We start from the raw sequence: 24536 nt of genomic DNA on the forward strand, positions 1-24536 counted from the left end.
ATTAGAGAACCATTAAAAATAAAGGAATATGAAAACGAGCACATTTAAATACTTCGGTTTGGCGTTGATGGCTATATTGATGGTAAGTTTTACCTCTTGCGAAGTGGAAATAGACAGTTTCTATGATGATGATAATAATGGTGCAGGGTACTATAACCGTTCGGTTGATTTATGTAGCCGTACCTGGGTTAGTTTCTACCGCGACATGGACGGTAACTATTGCCGTCAGGAACTGGACTTCTTTTTAGACCGTACCGGAATCGACTATATACGGGTGGAATATCCTAATGGAGCAGTCGATCAATATGAATATAATTTCCGTTGGAGTTGGGAAAATTATGCACAGACTTCCATTCGTATGTCATACGGACCGAATGATGTTTCATACCTGGATGATGTATATATCGGTGGAAACAGATTGAGCGGTTATCTGGACGGACGAAATAACTTTGTGGAGTTTCAAGGGAAAAGATGAGACGTGAAACAAGATGAAGCGTAAAGCAAGATGAAGCGTGAAGCAGGAAGAAACGTGAAGCAGGAAGAAAAAAGAAAAGGTTAAGAAATTAGGAGAGATAAAGAAATTAGAAAAAGATAAAGAGATAGGTAAGCGTAAAGGAAGAAACAGGTAAAAAAGCATCGTTGGAAGGATAACAAGATGCGGGTAAAAAGAGAAAGGATAAGATTGTTAAGATAGAAATATAACAGATATTAGAAACAAAATAACAGGTAACAGTGTAAAAGGGTAATCAATAAGATTTCAGGATATATGAATCAGGGTATAATTAGGGCGCGAAATGAAAGCTTAAAAGTTTTGAACCGGACTAAATAGTTTTTATCTTTGCGCCCTATTAGTTTTTATATACATGGAGTGGTTATATAGTCTATTCATCGAACATTCTGCCTTACAGGCTGTTGTGGTACTTTCACTGATTTCTGCCATTGGTTTGGGCTTGGGAAGAGTGCATTTCTGGGGAGTTTCCCTGGGAGTCACTTTTGTTTTTTTTGCGGGTATCCTGGCCGGCCATCTCGGGCTTTCGGTCGATCCGCAGATGTTAAACTACGCAGAAAGTTTCGGACTGGTCATTTTCGTTTATTCCCTCGGGCTACAAGTCGGTCCCGGTTTTTTTAGCTCTTTCCGTAAAGGCGGGGTAACGCTGAATATGTTGGCGTTGGGAGTAGTTCTGCTGGGAACGTTGTTGACGGTGGTGGCTAGTTATGCAACGGGTGTCTCTCTTCCTGATATGGTGGGCATCCTTTGTGGAGCAACGACAAACACTCCGGCATTGGGAGCTGCGCAACAAACTCTGAAACAGATGGGAATAAACAGCAGTACGCCTGCTTTAGGATGTGCGGTGGCCTATCCGATGGGAGTAGTCGGCGTAATCCTTGCCGTTTTATTAATCCGTAAAGTATTGGTTCGCAAAGAAGATTTGGAGATAAAAGAGAAAGACGATGCGAACAAAACTTATATTGCAGCGTTTCAAGTACACAATCCTGCTATTTTCAATAAAAGTATCAAGGATATAGCTCGTATGAGTTACCCAAAGTTTGTCATATCCCGTTTGTGGCGTGACGGACATGTCAGTATTCCGACTTCAGACAAGATTTTGAAAGAAGGTGACCGTCTGCTGGTGGTAACTGCGGAAAAAGACGCTTTGGCCCTGACAGTGCTTTTTGGTGAACAGGAAAATACGGATTGGAATAAAGAGGACATTGACTGGAATGCGATTGACAGCGAATTGATCTCGCAGCGTATCGTTGTCACCCGTCCCGAACTGAATGGTAAGAAACTCGGTGCACTTCGGTTGAGAAACCATTACGGAATTAATATCAGCCGTGTTTACCGGTCGGGGGTGCAACTGCTTGCTACTCCGGGATTGATACTTCAGTTGGGCGACCGCCTGACAGTGGTGGGCGAGGCTGCTGCTATCCAGAATGTGGAGAAAGTATTGGGAAATGCCGTGAAAAGCCTGAAAGAACCCAATCTGGTTGTTATATTTATCGGTATCGTGCTTGGTTTGGCACTGGGGGCTATTCCTTTCTCTTTTCCGGGTGTCAGTACTCCTGTGAAGTTGGGATTAGCGGGCGGACCGATCATTGTCGGTATCCTTCTGGGGACTTTTGGACCACGGATACACATGATTACCTATACCACCCGTAGTGCGAACCTGATGTTGCGTGCCTTGGGACTTTCCATGTACCTTGCTTGTCTGGGACTGGATGCCGGAGCTCACTTTTTCGATACCGTATTCCGTCCGGAAGGCTTATTATGGATTGGTTTGGGAGCCGGATTGACTATCATTCCAACAGTGTTGGTTGGATTCGTGGCCTTCAAGATGATGAAGATCGATTTCGGTTCTGTATCCGGTATGTTGTGCGGAAGTATGGCAAATCCGATGGCACTGAACTATGTAAACGATACAATCCCCGGCGACAACCCATCCGTAGCCTATGCGACTGTTTATCCGCTATGTATGTTCCTGCGGGTAATTATCGCCCAAGTGTTGTTGATGTTCTTGTTAAATTGAGAATAGTATATTGCTGGATCGTAATTAGTAACTAGTAAATTGTAAATAGTAAAATAGTAAATAAAATGACTGCTCAAAGTAACATAACTCCTGAAAGCATTGTGGGCGATCTCCGTTACCTGCAATTGCTTTCCCGAAGTTTTCCTACGATTGCCGATGCTAGTACGGAAATAATCAATCTGGAGGCTATCTTAAATCTACCTAAAGGGACAGAGCATTTCCTGACTGACATTCATGGAGAATACGAGGCTTTTCAGCACGTACTGAAAAACGCTTCAGGTGCGGTAAAACGTAAAGTAAATGAAATATTCGGCAACACTCTCCGCGAGGCTGAAAAGAAAGAAATCTGCACGTTGATTTACTATCCCGAAGAGAAACTTCAATTAGTGAAAGCCCGTGAAAAGGACCTGGATGATTGGTATCTGATTACCCTGAACCAGCTGGTGAAGGTCTGTCAGAATGTATCTTCCAAATATACCCGTTCGAAGGTTCGTAAATCGCTGCCTGCCGAGTTCTCTTATATTATTCAGGAATTATTGCACGAATCGTCCATCGAGCCGAACAAGCATGCCTATATCAATGTAATTATCAGCACGATTATCACTACCAAGCGTGCCGACGATTTCATTATCGCGATGTGCAATCTGATTCAGCGTCTGACCATTGATTCTCTTCATATCGTAGGCGATATTTACGACCGTGGCCCTGGCGCGCATATCATCATGGATACGTTGTGCAATTACCATAACTTCGATATTCAATGGGGAAATCATGATATTCTCTGGATGGGGGCAGCTTCCGGTAACGATAGTTGTATTGCCAACGTGATACGTATGTCCATGCGCTACGGCAACCTGGGCACGCTTGAAGACGGATACGGAATCAATCTGCTTCCATTGGCTACTTTTGCAATGGATACGTATGCCGATGATCCTTGCACCATCTTCATGCCGAAGATGAACTTTGCCGACGCTCATTATAATGAAAAGACTTTGCGCCTGATCACTCAAATGCATAAAGCCATTACCATTATCCAGTTTAAGCTGGAAGCCGAAATCATCGATCGTCGTCCGGAGTTCGGGATGACCAACCGCAAACTGCTGGAAAAGATTGATTTTGAGCGTGGCGTCTTTGTATACGAAGGAAAAGAATACGCTTTGCGCGATACCAACTTCCCGACCGTAGATCCTGCCGATCCTTACCGGTTGACGGAAGAAGAACGCGAATTGGTAGAAAAGATTCATTATTCATTTATGAATAGTGAAAAGCTGAAGAAACACATGCGTTGCCTGTTTACATACGGCGGAATGTATCTGGTTTCAAATTCGAATCTTCTTTATCACGCTTCTGTTCCTCTGAATGAGGATGGCAGCTTTAAGCATGTCAAAATACGTGGTAAGGAGTATTGGGGGCGTAAATTGCTGGATAAAGCCGATCAACTGATTCGTACTGCGTATTTCGATGAAGAAGGGGAGGAGGATAAGGAATTTGCTATGGATTACATTTGGTATATGTGGTGTGGTCCGGAAGCTCCCTTGTTCGATAAGGATAAGATGGCAACCTTTGAGCGTTATTTCGTAGAAGATAAAGAATTGCATAAAGAGAAGAAAGGTTATTATTATACATTGCGTAACCGGGAAGATGTCTGCGATCAAATTTTGGCAGAGTTTGGAGCTTCCGGTCCTCATTCGCATATCATCAACGGTCATGTGCCTGTGAAAACGATTCAGGGAGAACAGCCAATGAAAGCCAATGGCAAGCTTTTCGTTATTGATGGCGGATTCTCAAAAGCTTATCAGCCGGAAACGGGAATTGCGGGATATACGCTTGTTTATCACTCTCATGGTATGCAGCTTGTGCAGCACGAGCCGTTCCAGTCTCGTCAGAAAGCTATTGAAGAGGGACTTGATATCAAATCTACCAACTTTGTCTTGGAATTCAATTCGCAACGGATGATGGTGAAAGATACCGATAAAGGAAAAGAACTGGTGACTCAAATACAGGATTTGAAGAAATTGCTCGTTGCTTATCGTACAGGTTTGATTAAAGAAAAGGTATAATAGATAAAAGTGAACTGCACTCCTAAAGTTTTGTATCTAACTTTTAGGAGTGCAGTTCAACTATAATAAGGGGAGATTTTCTTTTTAGGGACCATTCGAGTGCCCCTTTTTTATTATAAATCAATGGCCATTATATACATATCATAACCCTTGGCCCAATAGTCTTTTCTTATTTCTTTCAATGTAAATCCCTGTTTTTCGTAGAATTTATAAGCTAATTGTGAAGTTCTAACAGTTATTTTTTGAATACCATTAATAGACTTTATTTTTTCAATTCTATATTTTAGTAATTGTGCTCCTAGTGATTTACCTTGATGCTGGGGATGTATGATATCCCAACTTATTTTTCCAGTGGTTTTGTCATCTGTGAAGTTTATTCCACCACATCCGACAATCTCCTTGTTAAGCAAAAGAACAAAATACAGCTCACGTTCACTATCCAGATAATTGCTGAAATCAGCTTCTTCTTCCAGCGCAAAATATTCAGGTGTGTTCTGTCTGATTAAATCTATTACGGCATTTTTGTCTGTTTCCCGGTATTCTCTAATTACAGTCATGTACATCTCACGTTAATTGGTAAGTTTAGAAAAGAACAATACCCGCTTCGATAATAGCTCCCTTATCGTAATTGCTCGATTTATTATAGAATCTGGTTACCCCATATCCACCTGTTGCAAAGATGCCGAACTTCTTGGTAAATTGATATTCCAGATTTGCACGTGCCTGCAGTGCGTACAGGCGTTTCGGGATGACCTCATCTTTGTTATCAAAAGCCTCGATATGCTGGTATCCGAGGTCTCCGCTGATGGATAACCCCTTGTAAAGGGGGAAAGACAGACCGGCACGATAGGATGCGCTGGCCGAAAACTTATCATTCAATCCCTGATACATGGAACCCACTCCCAATATGGTATAAAACAACTGGTTCTTGAACCGTACCCCGATATTGGCAGGCGTTGCGTTTCCACCGTATACCATCATTTGCACTTTTGTGTCAGGATTTGCATTCACTAAACCAAGTTGGAAACCTTTCATATCTTCTTTGTAGTAATTGACAAGACCAATTTGAAGTCCGCGCGCTTTCGTTGCGTAGTTGCATAATGCTACTTGCACTCCATTCAGCTTTGATGCGGTTATATTGGCAATTCCTGCTATCTGCAAACCGTTCATGTGTTCGCCTACTACATTTAAAAGTCCCGAAGCCATCAAACCACCGAAGCTCTGTCCGGTGATATTTGCTACTCCGGAAAAGTGTAAGCCCGAAGCCATATTGCCCGTCACATTCATGAAACCACTAATCATTAATCCCGAGTTGTTGTCTCCTCCGATGCTCGTTAGCCCGGATATGACTACTCCCTGTGCTTTGTCGCCGGTGATATTTACCAATCCGGCAGCAGAAAGCCCTACGGTGTTATCGCCGCTGATATTACTGATACCAGCCAGCTGAACGCCTCGCATAGTACCCCCTGCCAAGTTGGCTAATCCGGTGATTTGTACTCCGTTCATGTCACCATGAACCACGCTTCCCAATGCGTTGATACCCACACCGTTCAGACGGTTCATGGTAGACAGGAGGCCGATGTTTACATAGGTCGTCTGTGTACTGTCATGCGGTTGCGTGCATATATCTTTCCAGATGGATATATTGATCCCTGCACTCTTGTTCTGTGCCGGTAAAGAAACGGCAGCCATTAGTATAGCTGCCGTAAGTATTGTTTTCTTTATCTTCATTCCTTTCTCTTTTTCGGTTTAAGTTATATCTTTCTCTATGCAGCTGACAATCTATCAGCCTTTTGCTTCCTGATACAAATAACGCTTGATGCTCTTCTTCGGTGTCTTTTCAAATTCTTCCGGATAGATTTTCATCTTGGATATCTGGCTGTATGCCGGTAGCATGGTGTTCAGTGTCACGCGGTTTTCTTCCATTACTTGTTCGATGTCTTCAGTCTTCAGGCCGTGGGCGAACGCATCGTCAAAGTCGGGATAAACAAGTCCGACAAGTTTCTCGTTTTGCTGAACGATAATGCTTTCAGCCACGTATGGCAGGTTGTTCAACTTATCTTCAATTTCTTCCGGATAGATATTCTGTCCGCTGGAGCTCAATAACAGGTTCTTGCTTCGTCCTTTGATTGTAACATTACCTTCTTCATCCATCAAAGCTAAGTCGCCGGTATGCAACCAACCGTCCTTGTCGATGACTTCTTGAGTGGCTTCTTCGTTTTTGTAATAGCCCAGCATCACATTCGGGCCCTTACATACGATTTCACCAACAATATTTTCGGGATCAGATGACAATACCCGTACATCCATCCGTGGCACAGCCTTTCCGCAAGAACCCGGTTTGAACTTTCTCCAATCTTCGTAGCAGATAATCGGGCCACATTCCGTCATTCCATATCCAACCGTATAAGGGAAATCAATCATTTTCAAGAACTGTTCCACTTCTTGATTGAACGCTGCACCTCCTACGATGACTGCCTTGAAGTTTCCGCCAAATGCTTTAATCATCTCTTCGCGCACTGTTGCCTTTATCTTGTCATTGATAATAGGCACTTTCAGCAATATCTTCATCGCCGGAGTTTCTAACTTCGGAAGCACGCTTTTCTTGATTATCTTTTCGATGATGAGTGGTACGGCAACAATCAGACTGGGTTTCACTTCTTCAAAAGCCTGGAAGATAATCTTAGGGCTTGGCATACGGGTGAGGAAGTAGATGTGGCAACCTACGGAGAACTCATAAAGGAATTCAAAAGCCAATCCGTACATGTGTGCCATAGGAAGCATGGAAACGATTTTATCTCCGGCTTCCAGTTCCAACACTTCAAAAGCAAATTTGGTATTCGACCACAGACTGCGGTAGGGGAGCATTACTCCTTTGGAATAACTCGTTGTTCCCGAAGTATAATTGATAACTGCCAGTTCTTCCGGTTCGTCTTTGTGATAAGCGACATGCTCTTTACGGAAATTCTTCGGATATTTTTTGCCGAACATTTCGTTCAGATGTTCGCGTGCATACGTGAGTCGTTCGCTGCGTGACACTAATAGGGTAAAGTCGTTCATCATCAGGATACCTTCCAATAGCGGCATTGCCGACTCGTTCAGGTTTTCCCATACCATATCTCCTACAAGCAGTAATTTAGCTTCGGAGTGGTTGACGATATTATGTACGTTATCTGCTTTAAATTCATGGAGAATAGGTACAATAACGGCTCCATACGTCAGTGTGGCAAGGAAAGTAACTCCCCAGTGAGAGCTGTTTCTTCCACAAACGGCAATCTTGTCTCCCTTGCGGATTCCGCTTTCTTCAAAGATGATATGGAGTTTCTCGATTTTGCGAGCTACGTCTTTATACTGTAAAGTTGCACCTTTATAATCGGTCAGGGCATCCAAATCCCAATTATTCTTGATGCTATTCTCAATATAGGCTATAAAACTTTGTTCCATTGTTTTTGCACATTTGGTGTTAAATTGTGCAAATATAGCAATTATATTAAGAATGAAGAATTAAGAGTGAAGAATTTTTGGAAATGGGGGAGAGAGTAGTGGGGGAATTTGTGTGGCGATACGTTATAAATACAATGGATGAGGCTTATAATTGAATAAATGGTGTTTATGGTTGGATAAATGATGCTTAGTTGGATGAAGGCTTATCACAAAAGGGATTAACTTATAATATAAAGATTGACTCGTAGTATAAAAAAGATTATGCTCATAGCTCAACAGATTATGCTTATAGCTAATTGGATTATCATTATAGCAAAACTGATTATCATTATAGCTAATTTAATTATCATTATAGCTAAAAAAAATATGCTATTAGCAAAAAACATTCAGCTAATAGCATATTTACAGTAACTTCATTTCTTATTTCAAGTACCATTCGTACATTCTTTGTACGCCTTCCTCGATTTCAATTTTGTGGTGCCAGCCCAGTGCATGCAGTTTTGAAGGATCGGTTAGCTTGCGCATTGTACCGTCCGGTTTGCTGCTGTCGAAGGTCAGTTTACCTTGATAACCTACTGTTTCAACGATCCGTTCGGCCAATTGGCGGATGGTGATTTCCTTACCGGTTCCGATGTTGATATGGCAGTTGCGGATATCTTTGCTACCTTCTTTATAGGTATCTTTAAAGTCCACATGCTCCATAACGAAGACACTGGCATCCGCCATTTCTTCGCTCCAGAGGAATTCGCGAAGAGGAGTACCCGTACCCCAGAGAGTGACCTCTGTTTCGCTGATTCCGTATTTTTTCAGAATAGCCAGAATATCTTCTTTCGAGCTGTCGCCGTTGACACCTTCCACCGGACGCTGGTTCATATCCTTGCGTACAGCTTCCCAGTTTCCTTCTTTCAGACAGTGTGCCAAATGAATCTTGCGAATCATGGCAGGCAATACATGGCTGCGTTCCAAATCGAAATTATCATTCGGGCCGTAAAGGTTTGTCGGCATCACGGCGATGTAGTTCGTTCCATATTGCAGATTGAAGCTCTCGCACATTTTCAGTCCGGCAATTTTGGCGATTGCATACGGCTCGTTGGTATATTCCAACGGTGAAGTAAGCAATACATCTTCTTTCATCGGCTGTTCGGCATCGCGTGGATAAATACACGTACTACCGAGGAAGAGCAACTTTTTCACGTTGTGACGGAAACTCTCTCCGATAATGTTCTGTTGAATCTGCAGATTCTTGTATATAAAGTCGGCACGGTAGATGCTGTTCGCCATGATACCACCCACAAAGGCAGCGGCAAGGAATACATATTCCGGCTGTTCTTCATCGAAGAATTTACGGACAGCCATTCCATCCAGCAGGTCAAGCTCTTTGTGCGTGCGGCCTATCAGATTGGTGTATCCTTTATCCTGCAAATTCTTCCAGATAGCAGATCCCACAAGTCCGCGGTGTCCTGCTATATATATCTTTGCATTCTTTTCCATTCTATCTTTTATTAGTTCACCACAGATTAACACAGATTTCCACAGAATTTTTTTATATCTATAATCTGTGGAAATCTGTGTTAATCTGTGGTGAAATGAAATTCATTTAATGTTTGGTAGCAATCATCCGCTTCACCTTTTCCATATCGTGGCGCACCATGATACTTACCAGTTCTTCGAATGATGTTTTGCATGGATCCCATCCTAACAATGTTTTTGCTTTAGTCGGGTCACCCAGCAGTTGTTCCACCTCTGACGGACGGAAATATTTAGGATCAACCTCTACCAAAGACTTTCCGGTAGCTACGTCGATACCTTTCTCATTCACGCCTTCACCTTCCCAACGAAGTTCGATGCCTGCTTCCTTGAATGCCAACGTTGCGAATTCGCGTACTGTGTGCATTTCTCCGGTAGCAATTACGAAATCTTCGGGAACGTCATGTTGCAGGATCAGCCACATACATTCGATGTAATCCTTGGCATATCCCCAGTCGCGACGTGCATCCAGATTACCCAGATACAGTTTGTCCTGTTCGCCCTGTGCGATACGTGCGGCAGCAAGCGAAATTTTACGGGTAACGAATGTCTCGCCACGGCGTTCGCTCTCGTGATTGAACAAGATTCCGTTTACGGCAAACATACCATAGCTTTCGCGGTAGTTTTTAGTAATCCAGAAACCATATTGTTTGGCTACCCCATATGGAGAACGGGGATAGAATGGAGTTGTCTCTTTTTGTGGAACTTCCTGCACTTTACCGAACAATTCGGAAGTAGAAGCCTGATAGATGCGGGTTTTCTTTTCCAGTCCCAGGATGCGTACCGCTTCGAGCATACGCAACGTACCGATAGCATCCGCTTCGGCTGTGTATTCCGGGACGTCGAATGAAACCTTCACGTGGCTTTGAGCAGCGAGATTGTAGATTTCATCCGGTTGCACCTGTTGAATAATACGAATTAACGAACTAGAATCTGTCATATCCCCATAATGCAGATTGATCGTACGTTTCTGTTTCATGTCGCGCACCCACTCGTCAAAATACAAATGTTCAATACGTCCTGTATTGAACGAAGAAGAACGACGGAGTATACCGTGTACTTCGTAACCTTTTTGCAATAGAAATTCGGCAAGATAAGAACCATCCTGCCCGGTGATGCCTGAAATTAGGGCTTTTTTCATACGCTATTATTTAATATAATTGAAAATGTGGGTGCAAATGTCGGCATTTTTTGTGAGCCAGCCAAGCTACTACCCAATTATTTTTCAGCACAGTCTTTCAGCACGGTTTTTCCCCATTATTTTGTCGATAATCAAAGCGATAGCTCCGTCGCCCGTCACGTTGCAGGCTGTGCCGAAACTGTCCATTGCGATGTAAAGCGCAATCATCAAAGCCTGTGCCGATTCGTCGAAGCCGAGCATGGATTGAAGAATTCCCAGAGAGGCCATGATAGCTCCGCCCGGAACTCCCGGAGCGGCTATCATTGTGATGCCCAGCATAAAGATAAATCCGGCAAACAAGGGGAAGTCGAACGGTATTCCTTGCATCATCATCAATGCCAGTGCGCAGGCTACGATTTTCAGTGTGCTGCCCGACAGATGAATGGTGGCGCAGAGCGGAATCACGAAACCGGCCACTTCGGCAGATACCCCGTTCTTTTTGGTCTGTTCCAGCGTTACAGGGATGGTGGCTGCCGAAGACTGTGTGCCCAATGCCGTGAAGTAAGCCGGCAGCATTTTATTAAGTAATTTAAACGGGTTTTTGTGTACAAACAATGCCGCGATGGAATACTGAAAAACTAACAGGAAGATGTGAAGAGCAAAGATGACTCCGATAATTTTAATAAACACCATCAGGATGGAATATACTTGTCCCGAATGTGTCATGTTGAGGAATATGCCAAAGATATAAAGCGGCAGCAAAGGCAGAATGACTGCGCTAATCATTCGTACGATAATTTCCTGAAAATCACGTGCCACGTTTTTTAATGCGTCGCTGTTCAGTGACGCCAGTCCCAAGCCCAAGGTGAAGGCTAATACCAAGGCCGTCATGACGTTCATCAGCGGTGGGATGGAGACGGAGAAGTAGGGGAGGATTCCTTGTGCTTCGCTCACTTCTTCAAGCGGCGCTCCCGGTTCGATGAGTGACGGAAACACGGTGACTCCTGTGAAGTAGGAGAGGAATCCCGAAAACAGGGTGGCGAAATAAGCAATCAGAGCCGTCACGAGCAGCATTTTTCCTGCACCTTTTCCGATGTCGGCAATAGCCACCGTTACCAGTCCGACGATAATCAGCGGGATAGAGAAATTGAGAAACTCGCTGAAAATGCCGTTGAAAGTAACGAATATTCGCACTAGCGGAGCCGGGAAAAAAGTGCCGATGGCAATACCCAAAATGATGGCAATTACGATGCGTGCCAACAAACCGATTTTGATCTTCTTCATCCTTGATTTTATTTGTAGACCACAAAAATAATATTTTAATCTAAAATATTGCGAACAAATGTGCATTTCAACTGTTACTAAGATACAGAATATTCAAAATATATAAGTTATGGCAAATCAGAATAAGACAGATATCGGACTTATCGGCTTGGCTGTGATGGGCGAGAATCTTGCTTTAAACATGGAGAGTAAGGGGTGGCATGTATCGGTATATAACCGTACAGTTCCCGGAGTAGAGGAAGGAGTGGTAGATCGCTTTATGAATGGTCGTGCAAAAGGTAAAAACATCGAAGGATTCACAGATATAAAAGCATTTGTAGATTCGATAGCTATTCCCCGTAAGATAATGATGATGGTTCGTGCCGGAAGTCCGGTTGACGAATTGATGGATCAGCTGTTCCCGTTGCTTTCACCGGGAGACATTCTTATTGATGGTGGTAACTCCAATTACGAAGATACCAACCGCCGCGTCAAACTGGCGGAGTCGAAAGGATTTCTCTTCGTCGGTAGCGGAGTGTCCGGCGGTGAAGAAGGAGCCTTGAATGGAGCTTCTATCATGCCCGGCGGTTCGGAGAAAGCATGGCCGGAAGTGAAACCGATCCTTCAAAGCATTGCGGCAAAAGCACCGGACGGCACTCCCTGTTGCCAATGGGTAGGCCCTGCCGGATCGGGTCATTTTGTGAAGATGATTCACAACGGTATCGAATATGGTGATATGCAGCTGATCGCCGAAGCCTATTGGGTGATGAAAAAGTTGCTGGATCTGACCAATGAGGAAATGGCTGATGTCTTTGCCCGTTGGAACGAAGGCAAACTACGCAGCTACCTGATTGAAATCACCGCCAACATCCTGCGGCATAAAGACAAATCCGGAGGGTATCTGATTGATAAAATCTTGGATGCGGCCGGACAGAAAGGTACCGGCAAATGGTCGGTCATCAACGCTATGGAACTCGGCATGCCGTTGGGATTGATTGCCACAGCGGTATTCGAACGAAGCCTTTCTGCACAGAAAGACTTGCGTCATCTGGCTTCCAGACAATATCAGTGTCAACATACACAACCTATATATAATAAGGTGGAACTCGTAAAGAATATATTTTCTGCTCTTTATGCTTCCAAACTCGTCTCTTATGCTCAAGGATTCGCCGTGTTGCAACGTGCTTCCGACGCTTTCGACTGGCATCTCGACCTGGCTTCCATTGCCCGCATGTGGCGTGGGGGATGCATCATCCGCAGTATATTCCTGAACGACATTGCTGCCGCCTTCGAAGCCACCGACAAGCCTAAACACTTGTTGTTGGCTCCTTATTTTAAAGAAGAAATGAAAACGCTGCTTCCCGGATGGAAAAACCTGGTGGCGGAAGCCATGAAAGAAGAACTTCCTGTTCCTGCTTTCTCTTCTGCGCTGAACTATTTCTATTCGCTCACATCTGCCGATCTGCCCGCCAATCTTGTGCAGGCACAACGCGATTATTTCGGTGCGCACACTTTCGAGCGCAAAGACGAGTTGCGTGGACAGTTCTTCCACGAGAACTGGACAGGTCACGGAGGAGATACGAAATCGGGTACATATAATGTTTAAATAGAAAACAGTTTTGAAATGATAAATGGGAATTTGAAATGATAAATGGGAATTTAGCGGTTTAATGGGAATTTATCGGTTAAATGAGAATTTATCGGTTAAATGGGAATTTTGCAGTTAGGCTGAAAGCCTTACAATTATATATTTATTGGGGTGCCCTGAAAGGGCTTAATTATATAGCGTAGGGCAACGCCCTACGAAAAAAACACACCAGCCACAAGCCCTGAAAGGGCGGAACTGTATACAATTATGCCCTTTCAGGGCGCAAATTCAGATTGTCGTTTTTACGTAGGGCGTTGCCCTACGCTATATAATTAAGCCCTTTCAGGGCACTCCGCAAAATTATCATTTACCATCTCAAAACAGAAATTAAAACAACTCTTGAAAAATGGATAAATTTGCAATGATAATTTTCGGTGCGTCGGGTGATCTGACCAAGCGTAAGCTGATGCCCGCCCTTTACTCCCTCTACCGTGAAAAGCGGTTGACCGGAGAGTATTCTATATTGGGTATCGGGCGTACGGTCTACTCTGACGATAACTACCGTTCCTATATCTTAGAAGAACTGCAACAGTTCGTAAAGTCCGAAGAACAGGACACAGCTCTGATGGCTTCGTTTGTCTCCCATCTCTACTATTTACCGATGGACCCGGCAAAAGAAGAAGGTTACCCGCAACTCCGTCAACGTCTGGTCGACTTGACCGGTGAGGTAGACCCGGACAACCTGCTGTTCTACCTAGCCACTCCGCCGTCATTGTACGGAGTAGTGCCCTTGTACCTGAAAGCTGCCGGACTCAACACCCCCCATTCACGTATCATCGTCGAGAAACCTTTCGGTTATGATCTCGAATCGGCACGTGAACTGAATAAAACGTATGCCTCTGTATTCAATGAGCATCAGATTTACCGTATCGACCATTTTCTCGGTAAGGAAACAGCCCAGAATGTACTGGCTTTCCGTTTTGCCAACGGCATCTTCGAACCTCTCTGGAACCGTAACTATATCGACTACGTAGAAATCACAGCCGTAGAAAATCTGGGTATCGAACAACGCGGCGGATTCTATGAAACGGCAGGTGCGCTGCGCGATATGGTGCAGAATCACCTGATACAGCTCGTAGCCCTTACGGCTATGGAACCGCCCGCTGTTTTCAACGCGGACAATTTCCGCAACGAAGTGGTGAAGGTCTACGAATCTCTCACCCCGTTGAATGAAGTGGATTTGAACGAACATATCGTTCGTGGACAATATACAGCCTCCGGCAATAAGAAAGGCTACCGTGAAGAAAAAGGAGTGGCTCCCGATTCGCGCACGGATACTTATATTGCCATGAAACTGGGCATTAGCAACTGGCGCTGGAGTGGCGTTCCGTTCTACATTCGTACAGGTAAACAAATGCCGACGAAAGTAACGGAAATCGTCGTTCATTTCCGTGAGACACCTCATCAGATGTTTCATTGTGCCGGTGGCAACTGTCCGCGGGCTAATAAATTGATTCTTCGTTTGCAACCGAATGAAGGAATAGTGCTCAAAATCGGAATGAAAGTCCCCGGTGCAGGTTTTGAAGTGCGCCAGGTGACGATGGATTTCAGTTACGCGCAGTTGGGCGGCGTACCCAGTGGAGACGCTTATGCCCGTCTGATAGACGACTGCATCCAGGGTGATCCGACTTTATTTACTCGAAGTGATGCAGTAGAAGCCTCATGGAAATTTTTCGATCCGGTACTCCGTTATTGGAAAGACAACCCCGACGCACCTCTCTACGGTTATCCCGCAGGTACGTGGGGACCTCTGGAAAGCGAAGCGATGATGCACGAACATGGGGCCGACTGGACGAATCCTTGTAAGAATTTGACGAATACAGATCAATATTGTGAATTATGAAACTATCAGTTTTTCCCTCATCTATTGAAACTTCACGAGCATTGATACTCCGCTTGGTGGAAATCATGAATGAAGAGCCGGACAGAGTGTTCAATATCGCAGTCAGCGGTGGCAACACACCTGCTCTGATGTTCGATTTATGGGCGAATGAATACATGGAAATTACCCCGTGGGATCGTATGCGGATTTATTGGGTGGATGAACGTTGTGTGCCTCCCGATGATTCGGACAGTAATTACGGAATGATGCGCAACCTTCTTTTGGGTTTGACTCCTATTTTGTATGAAAATGTATTCCGTATTCGTGGAGAGGCGAAGCCTGCGAAAGAAGCGGTCCGTTATTCGGAGTTAGTCCGGCAGCAAGTACCGTTGAAGCGTGGCTGGCCCGAATTTGATATTGTACTGTTGGGGGCCGGAGACGACGGACACACGTCTTCCATCTTTCCCGGACAAGAAGATTTGCTGACTTCAAACTCTATTTATGTAGTCAGCGCCCATCCCCGTAACGGGCAGAAGCGCATCGCAATGACGGGATACCCCATTCAGAATGCCCGCTATGTCATTTTCCTGATTACCGGAAAAAATAAAGTTGACGTAGTAGAAGAAATCTGTAATTCGGGAGACACTGGTCCCGCAGCCTATATAGCTCATCACGCGCAGAATGTAGAGCTATTTGTGGATAAAGCGGCTGCCGCATATATTGACGATAGTAATAAAAAAATGAATTAGAACTGTTTCGTTGACGAAACTAACAGAAAAAAAGAAAAATATGAATCCTTATCAAAATTCATTTGGAGGTAATATCCCGCAGGACGTAGCCGGGAAACAAGGTGAAAATGTCATTTTTATTGTTTATACTCTAAAAGATACTCCCGAAACTCTTGATAAAGTAAAAGATGTATGCGCTAATTTCTCGGGCATGATTCGCAGCATGCGTAATCGTTTCCCCGAACTGATGTTCAGTTGTACGATGGGCTTTGGCGCCGATGCCTGGAGCCGTCTTTTCCCGGAAAAGGGAAAGCCGAAAGAACTGAACACTTTTGAAGAGATCAAAGGCGGAAAGCACACGGCAGTCTCTACTCCGGGCGACATCTTGTTTCATATCCGTGCAAAACAGATGGGGTTGTGTTTTGAGTTTGCTTCCATCATTGACGAGAAGCTCCAGGGCGTAGTTGAACCTGTCGATGAAACTCACGGTTTCAGATATATGGACGGCAAGGCTATTATCGGCTTTGTAGACGGAACAGAGAATCCGGCAGTTGATGAGAATCCTTATCATTTTGCGGTGGTAGGAGAGGAGGATGCTGATTTTGCAGGAGGAAGTTATGTTTTTGTACAGAAGTACATTCACGATATGGTTGCATGGAACGCTCTGCCTGTGGAAGAACAGGAGAAAGTGATCGGTCGTCGTAAGTTTAACGATGTCGAGCTGTCTGACGAGGAGAAACCTCAAAATGCGCATAATGCCGTCACTAATATTGGTGATGACCTGAAAATTGTACGTGCCAACATGCCGTTTGCCAATACGTCTAAGGGAGAATATGGCACATACTTCATCGGTTATGCAAGTACGTTCAGTACGACCCGGCAGATGTTGGAAAGTATGTTCATCGGCAATCCGGTAGGGAATACCGATCGTTTGCTTGACTTCAGCACAGCTGTAACAGGAACGCTTTTCTTTGCTCCTTCCTACGATTTGCTGGGAGAATTGGGCGAATAAAAAAAGAAAAATAAGAATAAAAGATTGGAGGAGGATTACACTTTGGTAATCTCCTCCACTATATATTGATCTTTCACTCTCCTGCAGGTACATACAAAGTATTCCGGATGTTTCAGGGCTCCTTCTAAAGTATCAGGAAGAATCATCTCTTTGGTACGTCTATCCATTGCCACCGTTGCATATAGAATACCCTCTTTTTCGCATCTCTCAATTAATGCATTTTTTAGTTCTTCTACGCTATATTCCATTTGTGTGAGACTTTATCGCTGCAAAGTTATGGAAAATATGTATATTTTGTGCAATAATATTCCTGTAATATATAAAAATAGCTCCCTAGTTCGTCCGCCGACGAGGGAGCTATCAACACAAAAACTAAACTAGACTTAACTAAACTATTCTATTCTTGGAATTTCACAATCCCTTTCTGTTCTTTGCAAAGGTAGATATAAAACGGATTTTGGCAAACTATAATCGACAAAAATCACTTTTTTACCGATAAAATAATGAATAATCAGCTCCTTTCGTCAAGAAAAGTCTGAAAAACTTGCTTGTAACTATCGCTGATAGGAATATATGTCTTGTCAAACACGATACGTCCGCGGTCAATCACACGTATTTTATCTTTCTGTACGATGAAGGAGCGGTGCACACGTATGAAACGACTGGATGGCAAAAGCTCTTCCATGGCTTTCATACTCATCAGTGACAGGATAGGTTTGGGAGCGTCTTCCGTATATATTTTGATGTAATCTTTCAGTCCTTCGATATACATGATTTTCTTCAAGTCCACTTGTACCAGTTTGTAGTCACTTTTCACAAAGATACTATCTATCTCTTCCGGTTTCTGCACGAGTTCGAACCATTGGAGAGCTTTGTTGGCAGCTTGCAGGAAATCAACGTATGAGATTGGTTTTAGCAGGTAATCGAGTGCATTGACACGATAACCGTCGATGGCATACTGTCCGAAAGCGGTGGTAAATACAATGCGCGTATGCGGATCTACCATCTTCGAGAACTCCAGACCGTTAAGCTCCGGCATCTGAATGTCCAGAAACAGAAGGTCGATCTCTTCGCTCGGCAATTCTTTCATCGCCTGAACCGCACTGGAATACTTTCCTGCAAGTTGCAGGAACGGAGTCTTATTCACATAACTCTCTAACAAGCTAAGAGCTAAAGGCTCATCGTCAACGATTGCGCAACGTAACATCATACTATTTTATATCTAAAGTTTTATATCCAAAATCTTGTACTTGACGCTTTATACTAAACATTGGTACTTGACATTTTATACTGAACGTTTTTCTTTCTACTCTCTAATCTTGATACTCAATCTCGATTCGTATACCTTTTCGTCTTTTGAGACGCCTTTCAACCACGTATAAGCTCCGGGATAAAGTATCTCCAACCGGCGGCTGACTTGTTCCAATCCCACGCCCGAGCCACTCTTATCCTCCACTGTCTTAGGATGATTGCTATTGCGGATTTCACAAATCACTTCCTTATCATTCTCCAAAATATGAATACTGATGAAACTCGATTCAGTAGGAGAGATGCCATGTTTGAAAGCGTTCTCTATCAAAGAGATAAAGATAAGCGGGGCAATGAGCGTCTGACTGTCGGGCTGAATATCGAATTTAGTAATCATCTGCACGTTGGCGGACAGACGGATGCGCATCAGTTCGATGTAATTGCGGATAAAATCGACCTCCTTACAGAGAGGAACGTATGTCTGCTGGTTATCATATAACACATAACGAAGCAGTTTGCTCAACTCCTGAACTGCCTGTTGCGCCTTGTCCGAATCAAATGCAATCAATGCATAGATGTTATTCAGCGTATTCAGCAGAAAGTGCGGGTTCAGTTGGTTCCGCAGGTTCTTCAGTTCCGCTTCCGCACGGTTCCGTTCCGCCTCTTTTCGGGCAGCTTCATTCTGTGTCCATCGGGCACTCATGCGGATAGCGGCACTTAGTCCGATAGTGAATACGAGACTCAACATATCCCTAAGGAAAAACAACCATCCCGGAGGCATCCCCGGTCTTTTTGATTTGGGAGCAAATGACGGATCGAACGTCAGACTTTGCCAGAGATGAAGCAACACACCGATGGCACATAAAAAGATAATATTGTAGACCACATATCTTTTGGCCTGACTCTGGAAAAGATAGCGCGGCACAAGAATGAAATAATTTACGTAGAACACAATCATGAAAGAGAGTGGTACGGCAAGGTGGCGTGTATAAGCCATCCAGTTGATGTTCCCGTTCCCACGTTCGACGAAGAAGAACGGGAAACCGAACATAATCCCCCAGCTGATAATGTGTATCAGTACTTCCAGGGGACGACGTGCGGATGTAAAGGTTTGTTTCATAAAGACAAAGATAATTCTTTTATTGGTAATTATCCATTTTATTCGTATCTGATGGCTTCTATCGGATCTAAATCTGCTGCTTTCTTAGCCGGATACCATCCGAAGAAGACTCCTGTAACTGTACATACTGCGAAGGAGAGGAATACGCTCCACGGCTGGATATAGATAGGCCAATGCGCTACGCTCTTGACAATCCAGCTGGCTCCGCAGCCGATAATCACTCCGATGATACCTCCCGTGATACTAATCATGATGGCTTCGATGAGGAATTGACTTAGAATGTCGACCCCGCGTGCGCCGACAGACATACGCAGACCGATTTCACGGGTACGCTCCGTAACGGATACATACATGATATTCATAATCCCGATACCACCCACTACCAGCGAAATACCTGCGATGCAAGCAAGCAGGGTAGTCATCAAATCGGTGGTTGAGTTGAGCATCGTGCTCAATTCCTGTTGGGTGCGGATGGTGAAATCATCATCATCCGAAGCCTTCAGTTTATGGTTGCGGCGGAGGATTGTACTGATTTCGTCAGTTGCATAGTCCGTCATATCCTCGGTGAGGGCAGAGGCAAATACTCCCTGCAAATACGTAACGGCAAGCAGACGTTTCATTACGGTGGTATATGGTGCAAGCACTACGGCATCTTGGTCTTGTCCCATAGAGTTGTACCCTTTTGCTTTGAGCACTCCTACTACACGGAAAGGTATTTTGTTGAAACGGATAATCTTACCAACCGGATCACTTCCGTCCGGAAACAGATTGTCGACTATGGTCTTTCCAATCACGCACACTTTGGCCGAACTCTGTATGTCGGCTTCTGTAAACATATCTCCGTTCTCAACAGTCAGTTGGCGAATATCGAGATATTCTGTTCCGACACCGTTCACCGAAGCCGGATAGTTGTTGTTACCGGCAATAAGCTGTCCCGATGACGAAACATTGGGACTGATGGCAGATAGGAAACTGGTCTCATCGCGCAAGGCCTCGTAGTCGGCAAGCTTCAAAGTCTGCATCGCAGACGGGTCCTGCCGGACACCTCCCCGCATATCGGCTCCCGGATGAATCATAATCATGTTCGATCCCATCTCGGAAATCTGCTGCTGGATGCTTTTCTTCGAACCTTGTCCGATAGCCAGCATCGTGATGACGGAAGCAACACCGATAATGATACCGAGCATGGTTAGAAAAGCACGCAGCTTATTGTTCGCCAATGCCCGGAGAGCTATCTTAAATAAATTAGTTCCATTCATGTTTATAAAGTTATGGAGTTATTAATGAAGTTCTGAAGGTATAAGGCTATTATAAGGTTATAAAGTTATGAGACTGTAAAATGTTGGCGTGATGCTCTAAGCATATCATCTTATAACTTCATTGTTCCTTATCACATGAATTGCTTCTTATAACTTCATTACTCCTTATCACATTAATTAATCCTCGTCATTCTTCGGCAATGCCGCCAGTGCTTCGGCGGCAGACAGAATTTTCGGATTGGCAGTATCCTCGATAACCTGCCCGTCACGCAGACGGATATTCCGGCTGCTATATTGCGAAAGTTCGGGATTATGTGTCACAAAGATAATCGTACGTCCCTCTGCATGAAGTTTCTGAAACAGTACAAGTATCTCGAAGGAAGTACGGCTATCGAGGTTTCCGGTCGCTTCGTCGGCAAGAATTACTGCCGGATTGTTGACCAAGGCACGTGCAATGGCTACCCGTTGCATCTGTCCGCCGGACATCTGGTTGGATTTGTGTTCCAGACGATCCCCCAATCCTACGGCCTGTAAAGACTCGATGGCACGTCGGCGACGTTCGGAAGCACTGACGGCAGAGTTATACATCAGCGGTAGTTCCACATTTTCCACTGCCGTTGTTTTAGGCAACAGGTTGTAGCTTTGGAACACGAATCCAATCTTCCGGTTTCTTAGTACTGCACGTTGAGGCTTGCTCATCGTACGTACGGGAATATCGTCGAGCAGATACTCTCCGCTTGTCGGGGTGTCCAGGCAGCCTAATATATTAAGCAGCGTGGATTTTCCCGAACCGGAAGTACCCATGATGGTGACAAACTCCCCTTCATTGATATTGAACGAAACGCCCCGCAATGCGTGAACGGTTTCGTCGCCTACCTGAAAGTTACGTTTGATATTTTGTATTTCAATTACTTTTTTCATTGTAAATAATGTGCTAATGCGCCAATTCGTTATTGGCACATTGAATAATTATTTTTTCTTCTTACTTCCCGGAGGGCCCGGCATGAACGGGCTTCTTTCTCCGCCATTTTCCATATTTCCTTCAGGTCCCATGTTTTCACCGGGCATTACACCTATAGTAGCTTCGGTTACCACCTTTGTCCCTTCGGGAATACCACTGATAATTTCGGTGGATATGCCGTTGCTGATTCCCACTTCTACCGGATGAGCGGTGAATGTAGTTCCTTCGCGCGTCCAAAGTTTATGTTCGCCTTCGCAATCTTTCACGATGTCATTTTTACCGATCAGCGGTTTTTCCGGTGTGAATCGTAAGGCTTTGTTCGGAACGGACAATACGTCTTTTTTGTCAAGGATATAGATCGTGACATTAGCCGTCAAACGCGGCTTCAGTTTCAAGTCGGGGTTAGGGGCAGAGATGACTACTTCGTAAGTGACTACTGTTGAAGTGCTGCTCGTGTTGCTCGTACTGCTTGCGTCGCCCAAACGAATTTGGGTAACGATCCCTTCGAATACATCATTCGGATAAGCATCTACCGTGAAGCTGGCACGTTGGCCTTCTATGATACCACCTATATCAGCTTCATCTACGTCGGCTACTACTTGCATCTGTGTCAGGTCGGCAGCAATGGTGAATAGTGTCGGAGTTTCGAATCCGGAAGCAACGGTTTGTCCTGCTTCTACATCACGGCTGATGACTACTCCGTCAATCGGTGAAGTAATGGTAGCGTAAGATAGGTTACGTTCCGCTTTCGCGAGCGATGCCTTACTGCTGTCATAGCTGCTTTTCGCTTTCTGATAATTGTAGAGTGCCTGTTCGAAGTCCGTATCACTAATCAGTGACTTTTCGTGCAAGCCTTTGCTGCGTTCATAATTCTTTTTCTGATATTCATATTCAGCTTTCGCACCATCGTAAGTTGCCTGCTGTGAGGCCAGTTCACTTTGCAATGTGACGCGGTCCATCTCAGCAATCAGCTGTCCTTTGGTTACTTCCGAGTTGTAATCTACGTAAATTTTGTCGATGATACCGGACACCTGCGTACCGACTTCTACTTCCGTCACCGGTTCGATCGTTCCGGTAGCAGTCACCGAATTTGAAATATCGCCTTTACTGACAGTAGCGGTGGCGTACGTCACTTTGTGTTTGGCGGGTGAACCGGCAAAGAGCCATATTCCTGCTCCTACAACCACGACGACTACTACGGCGATTAGAATAATCTTTTTCGTTTTCATTCGTTTATTATGCTTTTACTTATTTATAATGCTGATTTTATACTCTTTATAAAGCTAATTGATCTCCCTGATAGAACTTCAGCAACTGCGTATTCAGTATAGCCATATATTTAGCCTGAAGCTGTTCCTGCTGTGCTTGCAGCAAATTATTCTTTTCAGTAAGGAGTTCTACGGTATTCTTCATTCCCAAATTAAACTGTTCGCTAATCAACTCATAGCTGATTTTTGTACTTTTCAGCTTTTCGTTTGCGGCAGCATAACGCTGTTGCGCGCTGTTGGCATCCAACCAAAGGCTTTCAATGGTTTTGTACAGTGCCTTTTGTTCGTCAAGCAAGGATAACATGCTCGTTTCGTACTGCAATTTAGCTTTTTGTACGGCACTTTTCGTTTGACGGTTATTGAAGATAGGCACACTGACAGACAGTCCGATAGAGTTGTTCCATCCGTTCTTCACTTGTTCTCCGAAGGTGAAATCGCTACCGCTGGTATGGTTGGTTCCGATTCCTGCGCTAAGGCTGATGGTGGGGAAATAGCTTGATTTGGCGATATTGATACCCAGTTCAGAAGCTTCTACATTCAGTTTGCTTGCTTCAATCTCCGGACGAAGGCTCAATGCGCTGATGTACACATCTCTTTTGGTAGGCAGCGGAGCCAGCACATTTTCGTCGGACAGGGCAGGGAGGTAGATGTTCATTTCATTCTCCCCATCCAGTTCGAGCAGTTGTTTCAGTTGCAATTTGTAATCTTCAAGAGTGGCTTGCGCGGTGACAAGTTGGTATCGGTCGGTGCTCACCTGTGCTTCCAGTTGCGCGAGGTCGCTTTTGGCAATACTTCCGGCATTCAGAAGTTCCTGTCCTCGGTCGCGCTGCGCAATGGAAACTTGCAGGGTGTTTTCGTTTACTTTCACAGATTCGGCTGCATAAAGAATCTGGATATATACTTGAGCGATGGACTCTTGAATATTATTTTCGGAAGTCGCCACATCCAGCTCGGCCATCTGATTATTCAACTTCTCCTGTTGGATGGTTTTCAACCGTTTATTACCATTATATAGAGTCCACGAAGCATTCAGTCCATAATTACCGTTGTAGCTCGTTTTGCTGTTGCTACTGATAATCTCGCTACCGCTCACCCGGCTACTTGTCTCCTGATACGGACGATTCACCACCTGTTGGCCGGTAGAAAACGAAAGACTGGGGAACATGGCAGCTTTAGCTGTCTTCACATCAATCTGCGTGCTGACCGCAGTGATCCGGTTCTTACGAATTGTAATGTTCTGTTCCTTTGCATAGTCGATGCATGACTGCAAGTCCCATTGATCCGGGATTTTCGTTTCTTTCAGCGTATCGACTTGCAGCGGAGAAACCTGGGCAGATATGCCGGACAGCATACCTGCTCCAAGAAATGTCATCACTGTCAATCTTCTTACATTTATCATATTCATACTTCTATTGATTTACTGTTAGCGAAGGTACGTACATATTATATATGCCGCAAAAACGATAGACGGATGACGTTATTTCGCCGTTAAATGATTTTTTTCTGTCGATAGGTAGGTTTTTGAAGA

General features: G+C 44.4%; 20 protein-coding genes. 7 read left to right on the forward strand and 13 right to left on the reverse strand.

Features of this window, described 5'->3' with window-relative positions:
- Positions 1 to 28 precede the first annotated feature (28 nt).
- The 3 genes from INE92_RS04550 (at position 29) to INE92_RS04560 (ending at position 4588) form a co-directional block, all read left to right on the forward strand.
- Positions 29 to 475, forward strand: coding sequence for a hypothetical protein (locus INE92_RS04550; protein WP_203462674.1), 447 nt, complete (start codon positions 29 to 31; stop codon positions 473 to 475).
- A 388-nt stretch (positions 476 to 863) separates the two neighbouring features.
- Positions 864 to 2528, forward strand: coding sequence for a putative transporter (locus INE92_RS04555; RefSeq protein WP_008019318.1), 1665 nt, complete (start codon positions 864 to 866; stop codon positions 2526 to 2528).
- Between the two features lie 65 nt (positions 2529 to 2593).
- Positions 2594 to 4588 carry a fructose-bisphosphatase class III gene (locus INE92_RS04560; RefSeq protein ID WP_008775961.1) on the forward strand — a complete coding sequence of 665 codons (1995 nt, stop codon included), beginning with the start codon at positions 2594 to 2596 and terminating at the stop codon, positions 4586 to 4588.
- Positions 4589 to 4701: 113 nt separating this feature from the next.
- Here the strand turns inward: INE92_RS04560 and INE92_RS04565 are convergent, their stop codons facing one another.
- From INE92_RS04565 to INE92_RS04590, 6 genes are all read right to left on the reverse strand, one after another.
- Positions 4702 to 5145 carry a GNAT family N-acetyltransferase gene (locus INE92_RS04565; RefSeq protein WP_015531272.1) on the reverse strand — a complete coding sequence of 148 codons (444 nt, stop codon included), beginning with the start codon at positions 5143 to 5145 and terminating at the stop codon, positions 4702 to 4704.
- Positions 5146 to 5170: 25 nt separating this feature from the next.
- Complete coding sequence (locus INE92_RS04570; RefSeq protein ID WP_118408092.1) at positions 5171 to 6319, reverse strand: LA_2272 family surface repeat-containing protein; 1149 nt, start codon at positions 6317 to 6319, stop codon at positions 5171 to 5173.
- Positions 6320 to 6373: 54 nt separating this feature from the next.
- Complete coding sequence (locus tag INE92_RS04575; protein ID WP_008022073.1) at positions 6374 to 8032, reverse strand: AMP-binding protein; 1659 nt, start codon at positions 8030 to 8032, stop codon at positions 6374 to 6376.
- Between the two features lie 420 nt (positions 8033 to 8452).
- Positions 8453 to 9523: a GDP-L-fucose synthase family protein gene (locus tag INE92_RS04580; RefSeq protein ID WP_004316340.1), complete on the reverse strand. Its 1071-nt coding sequence runs from the start codon at positions 9521 to 9523 to the stop codon at positions 8453 to 8455.
- 106 nt (positions 9524 to 9629) lie between these two features.
- Positions 9630 to 10700, reverse strand: a complete 1071-nt coding sequence (gmd, locus tag INE92_RS04585) for a GDP-mannose 4,6-dehydratase (RefSeq protein ID WP_004316341.1) — start codon at positions 10698 to 10700, stop codon at positions 9630 to 9632.
- Positions 10701 to 10784: 84 nt separating this feature from the next.
- The gene (locus INE92_RS04590; protein ID WP_009039397.1) at positions 10785 to 11963 is read right to left on the reverse strand and encodes a dicarboxylate/amino acid:cation symporter; all 1179 of its coding nucleotides are present in this window, start codon (positions 11961 to 11963) and stop codon (positions 10785 to 10787) included.
- Between the two features lie 109 nt (positions 11964 to 12072).
- Between INE92_RS04590 and gnd the strand changes: the two genes are divergently transcribed.
- From gnd to INE92_RS04610, 4 genes are all read left to right on the forward strand, one after another.
- Entirely contained in the window at positions 12073 to 13548 is a 1476-nt protein-coding gene (gene gnd / locus INE92_RS04595; RefSeq protein ID WP_008644232.1) for a decarboxylating NADP(+)-dependent phosphogluconate dehydrogenase, read from the forward strand.
- 388 nt (positions 13549 to 13936) lie between these two features.
- Positions 13937 to 15433: a glucose-6-phosphate dehydrogenase gene (gene zwf / locus INE92_RS04600; protein ID WP_004314090.1), complete on the forward strand. Its 1497-nt coding sequence runs from the start codon at positions 13937 to 13939 to the stop codon at positions 15431 to 15433.
- Positions 15430 to 16161 (forward strand): 6-phosphogluconolactonase, encoded by a 732-nt coding sequence (gene pgl, locus INE92_RS04605; protein ID WP_004314091.1) that lies wholly within the window; start codon positions 15430 to 15432, stop codon positions 16159 to 16161. The genes zwf and pgl overlap by 4 nt, the downstream gene beginning before the upstream one ends.
- 40 nt (positions 16162 to 16201) lie before the next feature.
- The gene (locus tag INE92_RS04610; protein WP_008022078.1) at positions 16202 to 17152 is read left to right on the forward strand and encodes a Dyp-type peroxidase; all 951 of its coding nucleotides are present in this window, start codon (positions 16202 to 16204) and stop codon (positions 17150 to 17152) included.
- A 35-nt stretch (positions 17153 to 17187) separates the two neighbouring features.
- On the opposite strand, the gene INE92_RS04615 is transcribed toward INE92_RS04610, so the two are convergent.
- The 7 genes from INE92_RS04615 to INE92_RS04645 all read right to left on the reverse strand — a co-directional run bounded on the left by INE92_RS04615 (position 17188) and on the right by INE92_RS04645 (position 24413).
- Positions 17188 to 17400 carry a hypothetical protein gene (locus tag INE92_RS04615; protein ID WP_004314093.1) on the reverse strand — a complete coding sequence of 71 codons (213 nt, stop codon included), beginning with the start codon at positions 17398 to 17400 and terminating at the stop codon, positions 17188 to 17190.
- A gap of 263 nt (positions 17401 to 17663) precedes the next feature.
- Positions 17664 to 18362 carry a LytR/AlgR family response regulator transcription factor gene (locus tag INE92_RS04620; RefSeq protein ID WP_195435803.1) on the reverse strand — a complete coding sequence of 233 codons (699 nt, stop codon included), beginning with the start codon at positions 18360 to 18362 and terminating at the stop codon, positions 17664 to 17666.
- A gap of 96 nt (positions 18363 to 18458) precedes the next feature.
- A complete protein-coding gene (locus INE92_RS04625; protein WP_008643898.1) occupies positions 18459 to 19520 on the reverse strand; it encodes a sensor histidine kinase in 1062 nt (353 codons plus the stop codon).
- Between the two features lie 38 nt (positions 19521 to 19558).
- Complete coding sequence (locus INE92_RS04630; RefSeq protein WP_195435802.1) at positions 19559 to 20779, reverse strand: ABC transporter permease; 1221 nt, start codon at positions 20777 to 20779, stop codon at positions 19559 to 19561.
- A gap of 177 nt (positions 20780 to 20956) precedes the next feature.
- On the reverse strand, positions 20957 to 21700 hold the full coding sequence (locus INE92_RS04635; RefSeq protein ID WP_004313363.1) for an ABC transporter ATP-binding protein: 744 nt from the start codon (positions 21698 to 21700) through the stop codon (positions 20957 to 20959).
- Between the two features lie 48 nt (positions 21701 to 21748).
- Entirely contained in the window at positions 21749 to 22969 is a 1221-nt protein-coding gene (locus tag INE92_RS04640; RefSeq protein ID WP_195435801.1) for an efflux RND transporter periplasmic adaptor subunit, read from the reverse strand.
- Between the two features lie 46 nt (positions 22970 to 23015).
- The gene (locus INE92_RS04645) at positions 23016 to 24413 is read right to left on the reverse strand and encodes a TolC family protein (protein WP_195435799.1); all 1398 of its coding nucleotides are present in this window, start codon (positions 24411 to 24413) and stop codon (positions 23016 to 23018) included.
- Positions 24414 to 24536: the final 123 nt, after the last annotated feature.

The sequence above is a fragment of the Bacteroides xylanisolvens genome, assembly GCF_018289135.1.
Lineage (GTDB): Bacteria > Bacteroidota > Bacteroidia > Bacteroidales > Bacteroidaceae > Bacteroides > Bacteroides xylanisolvens.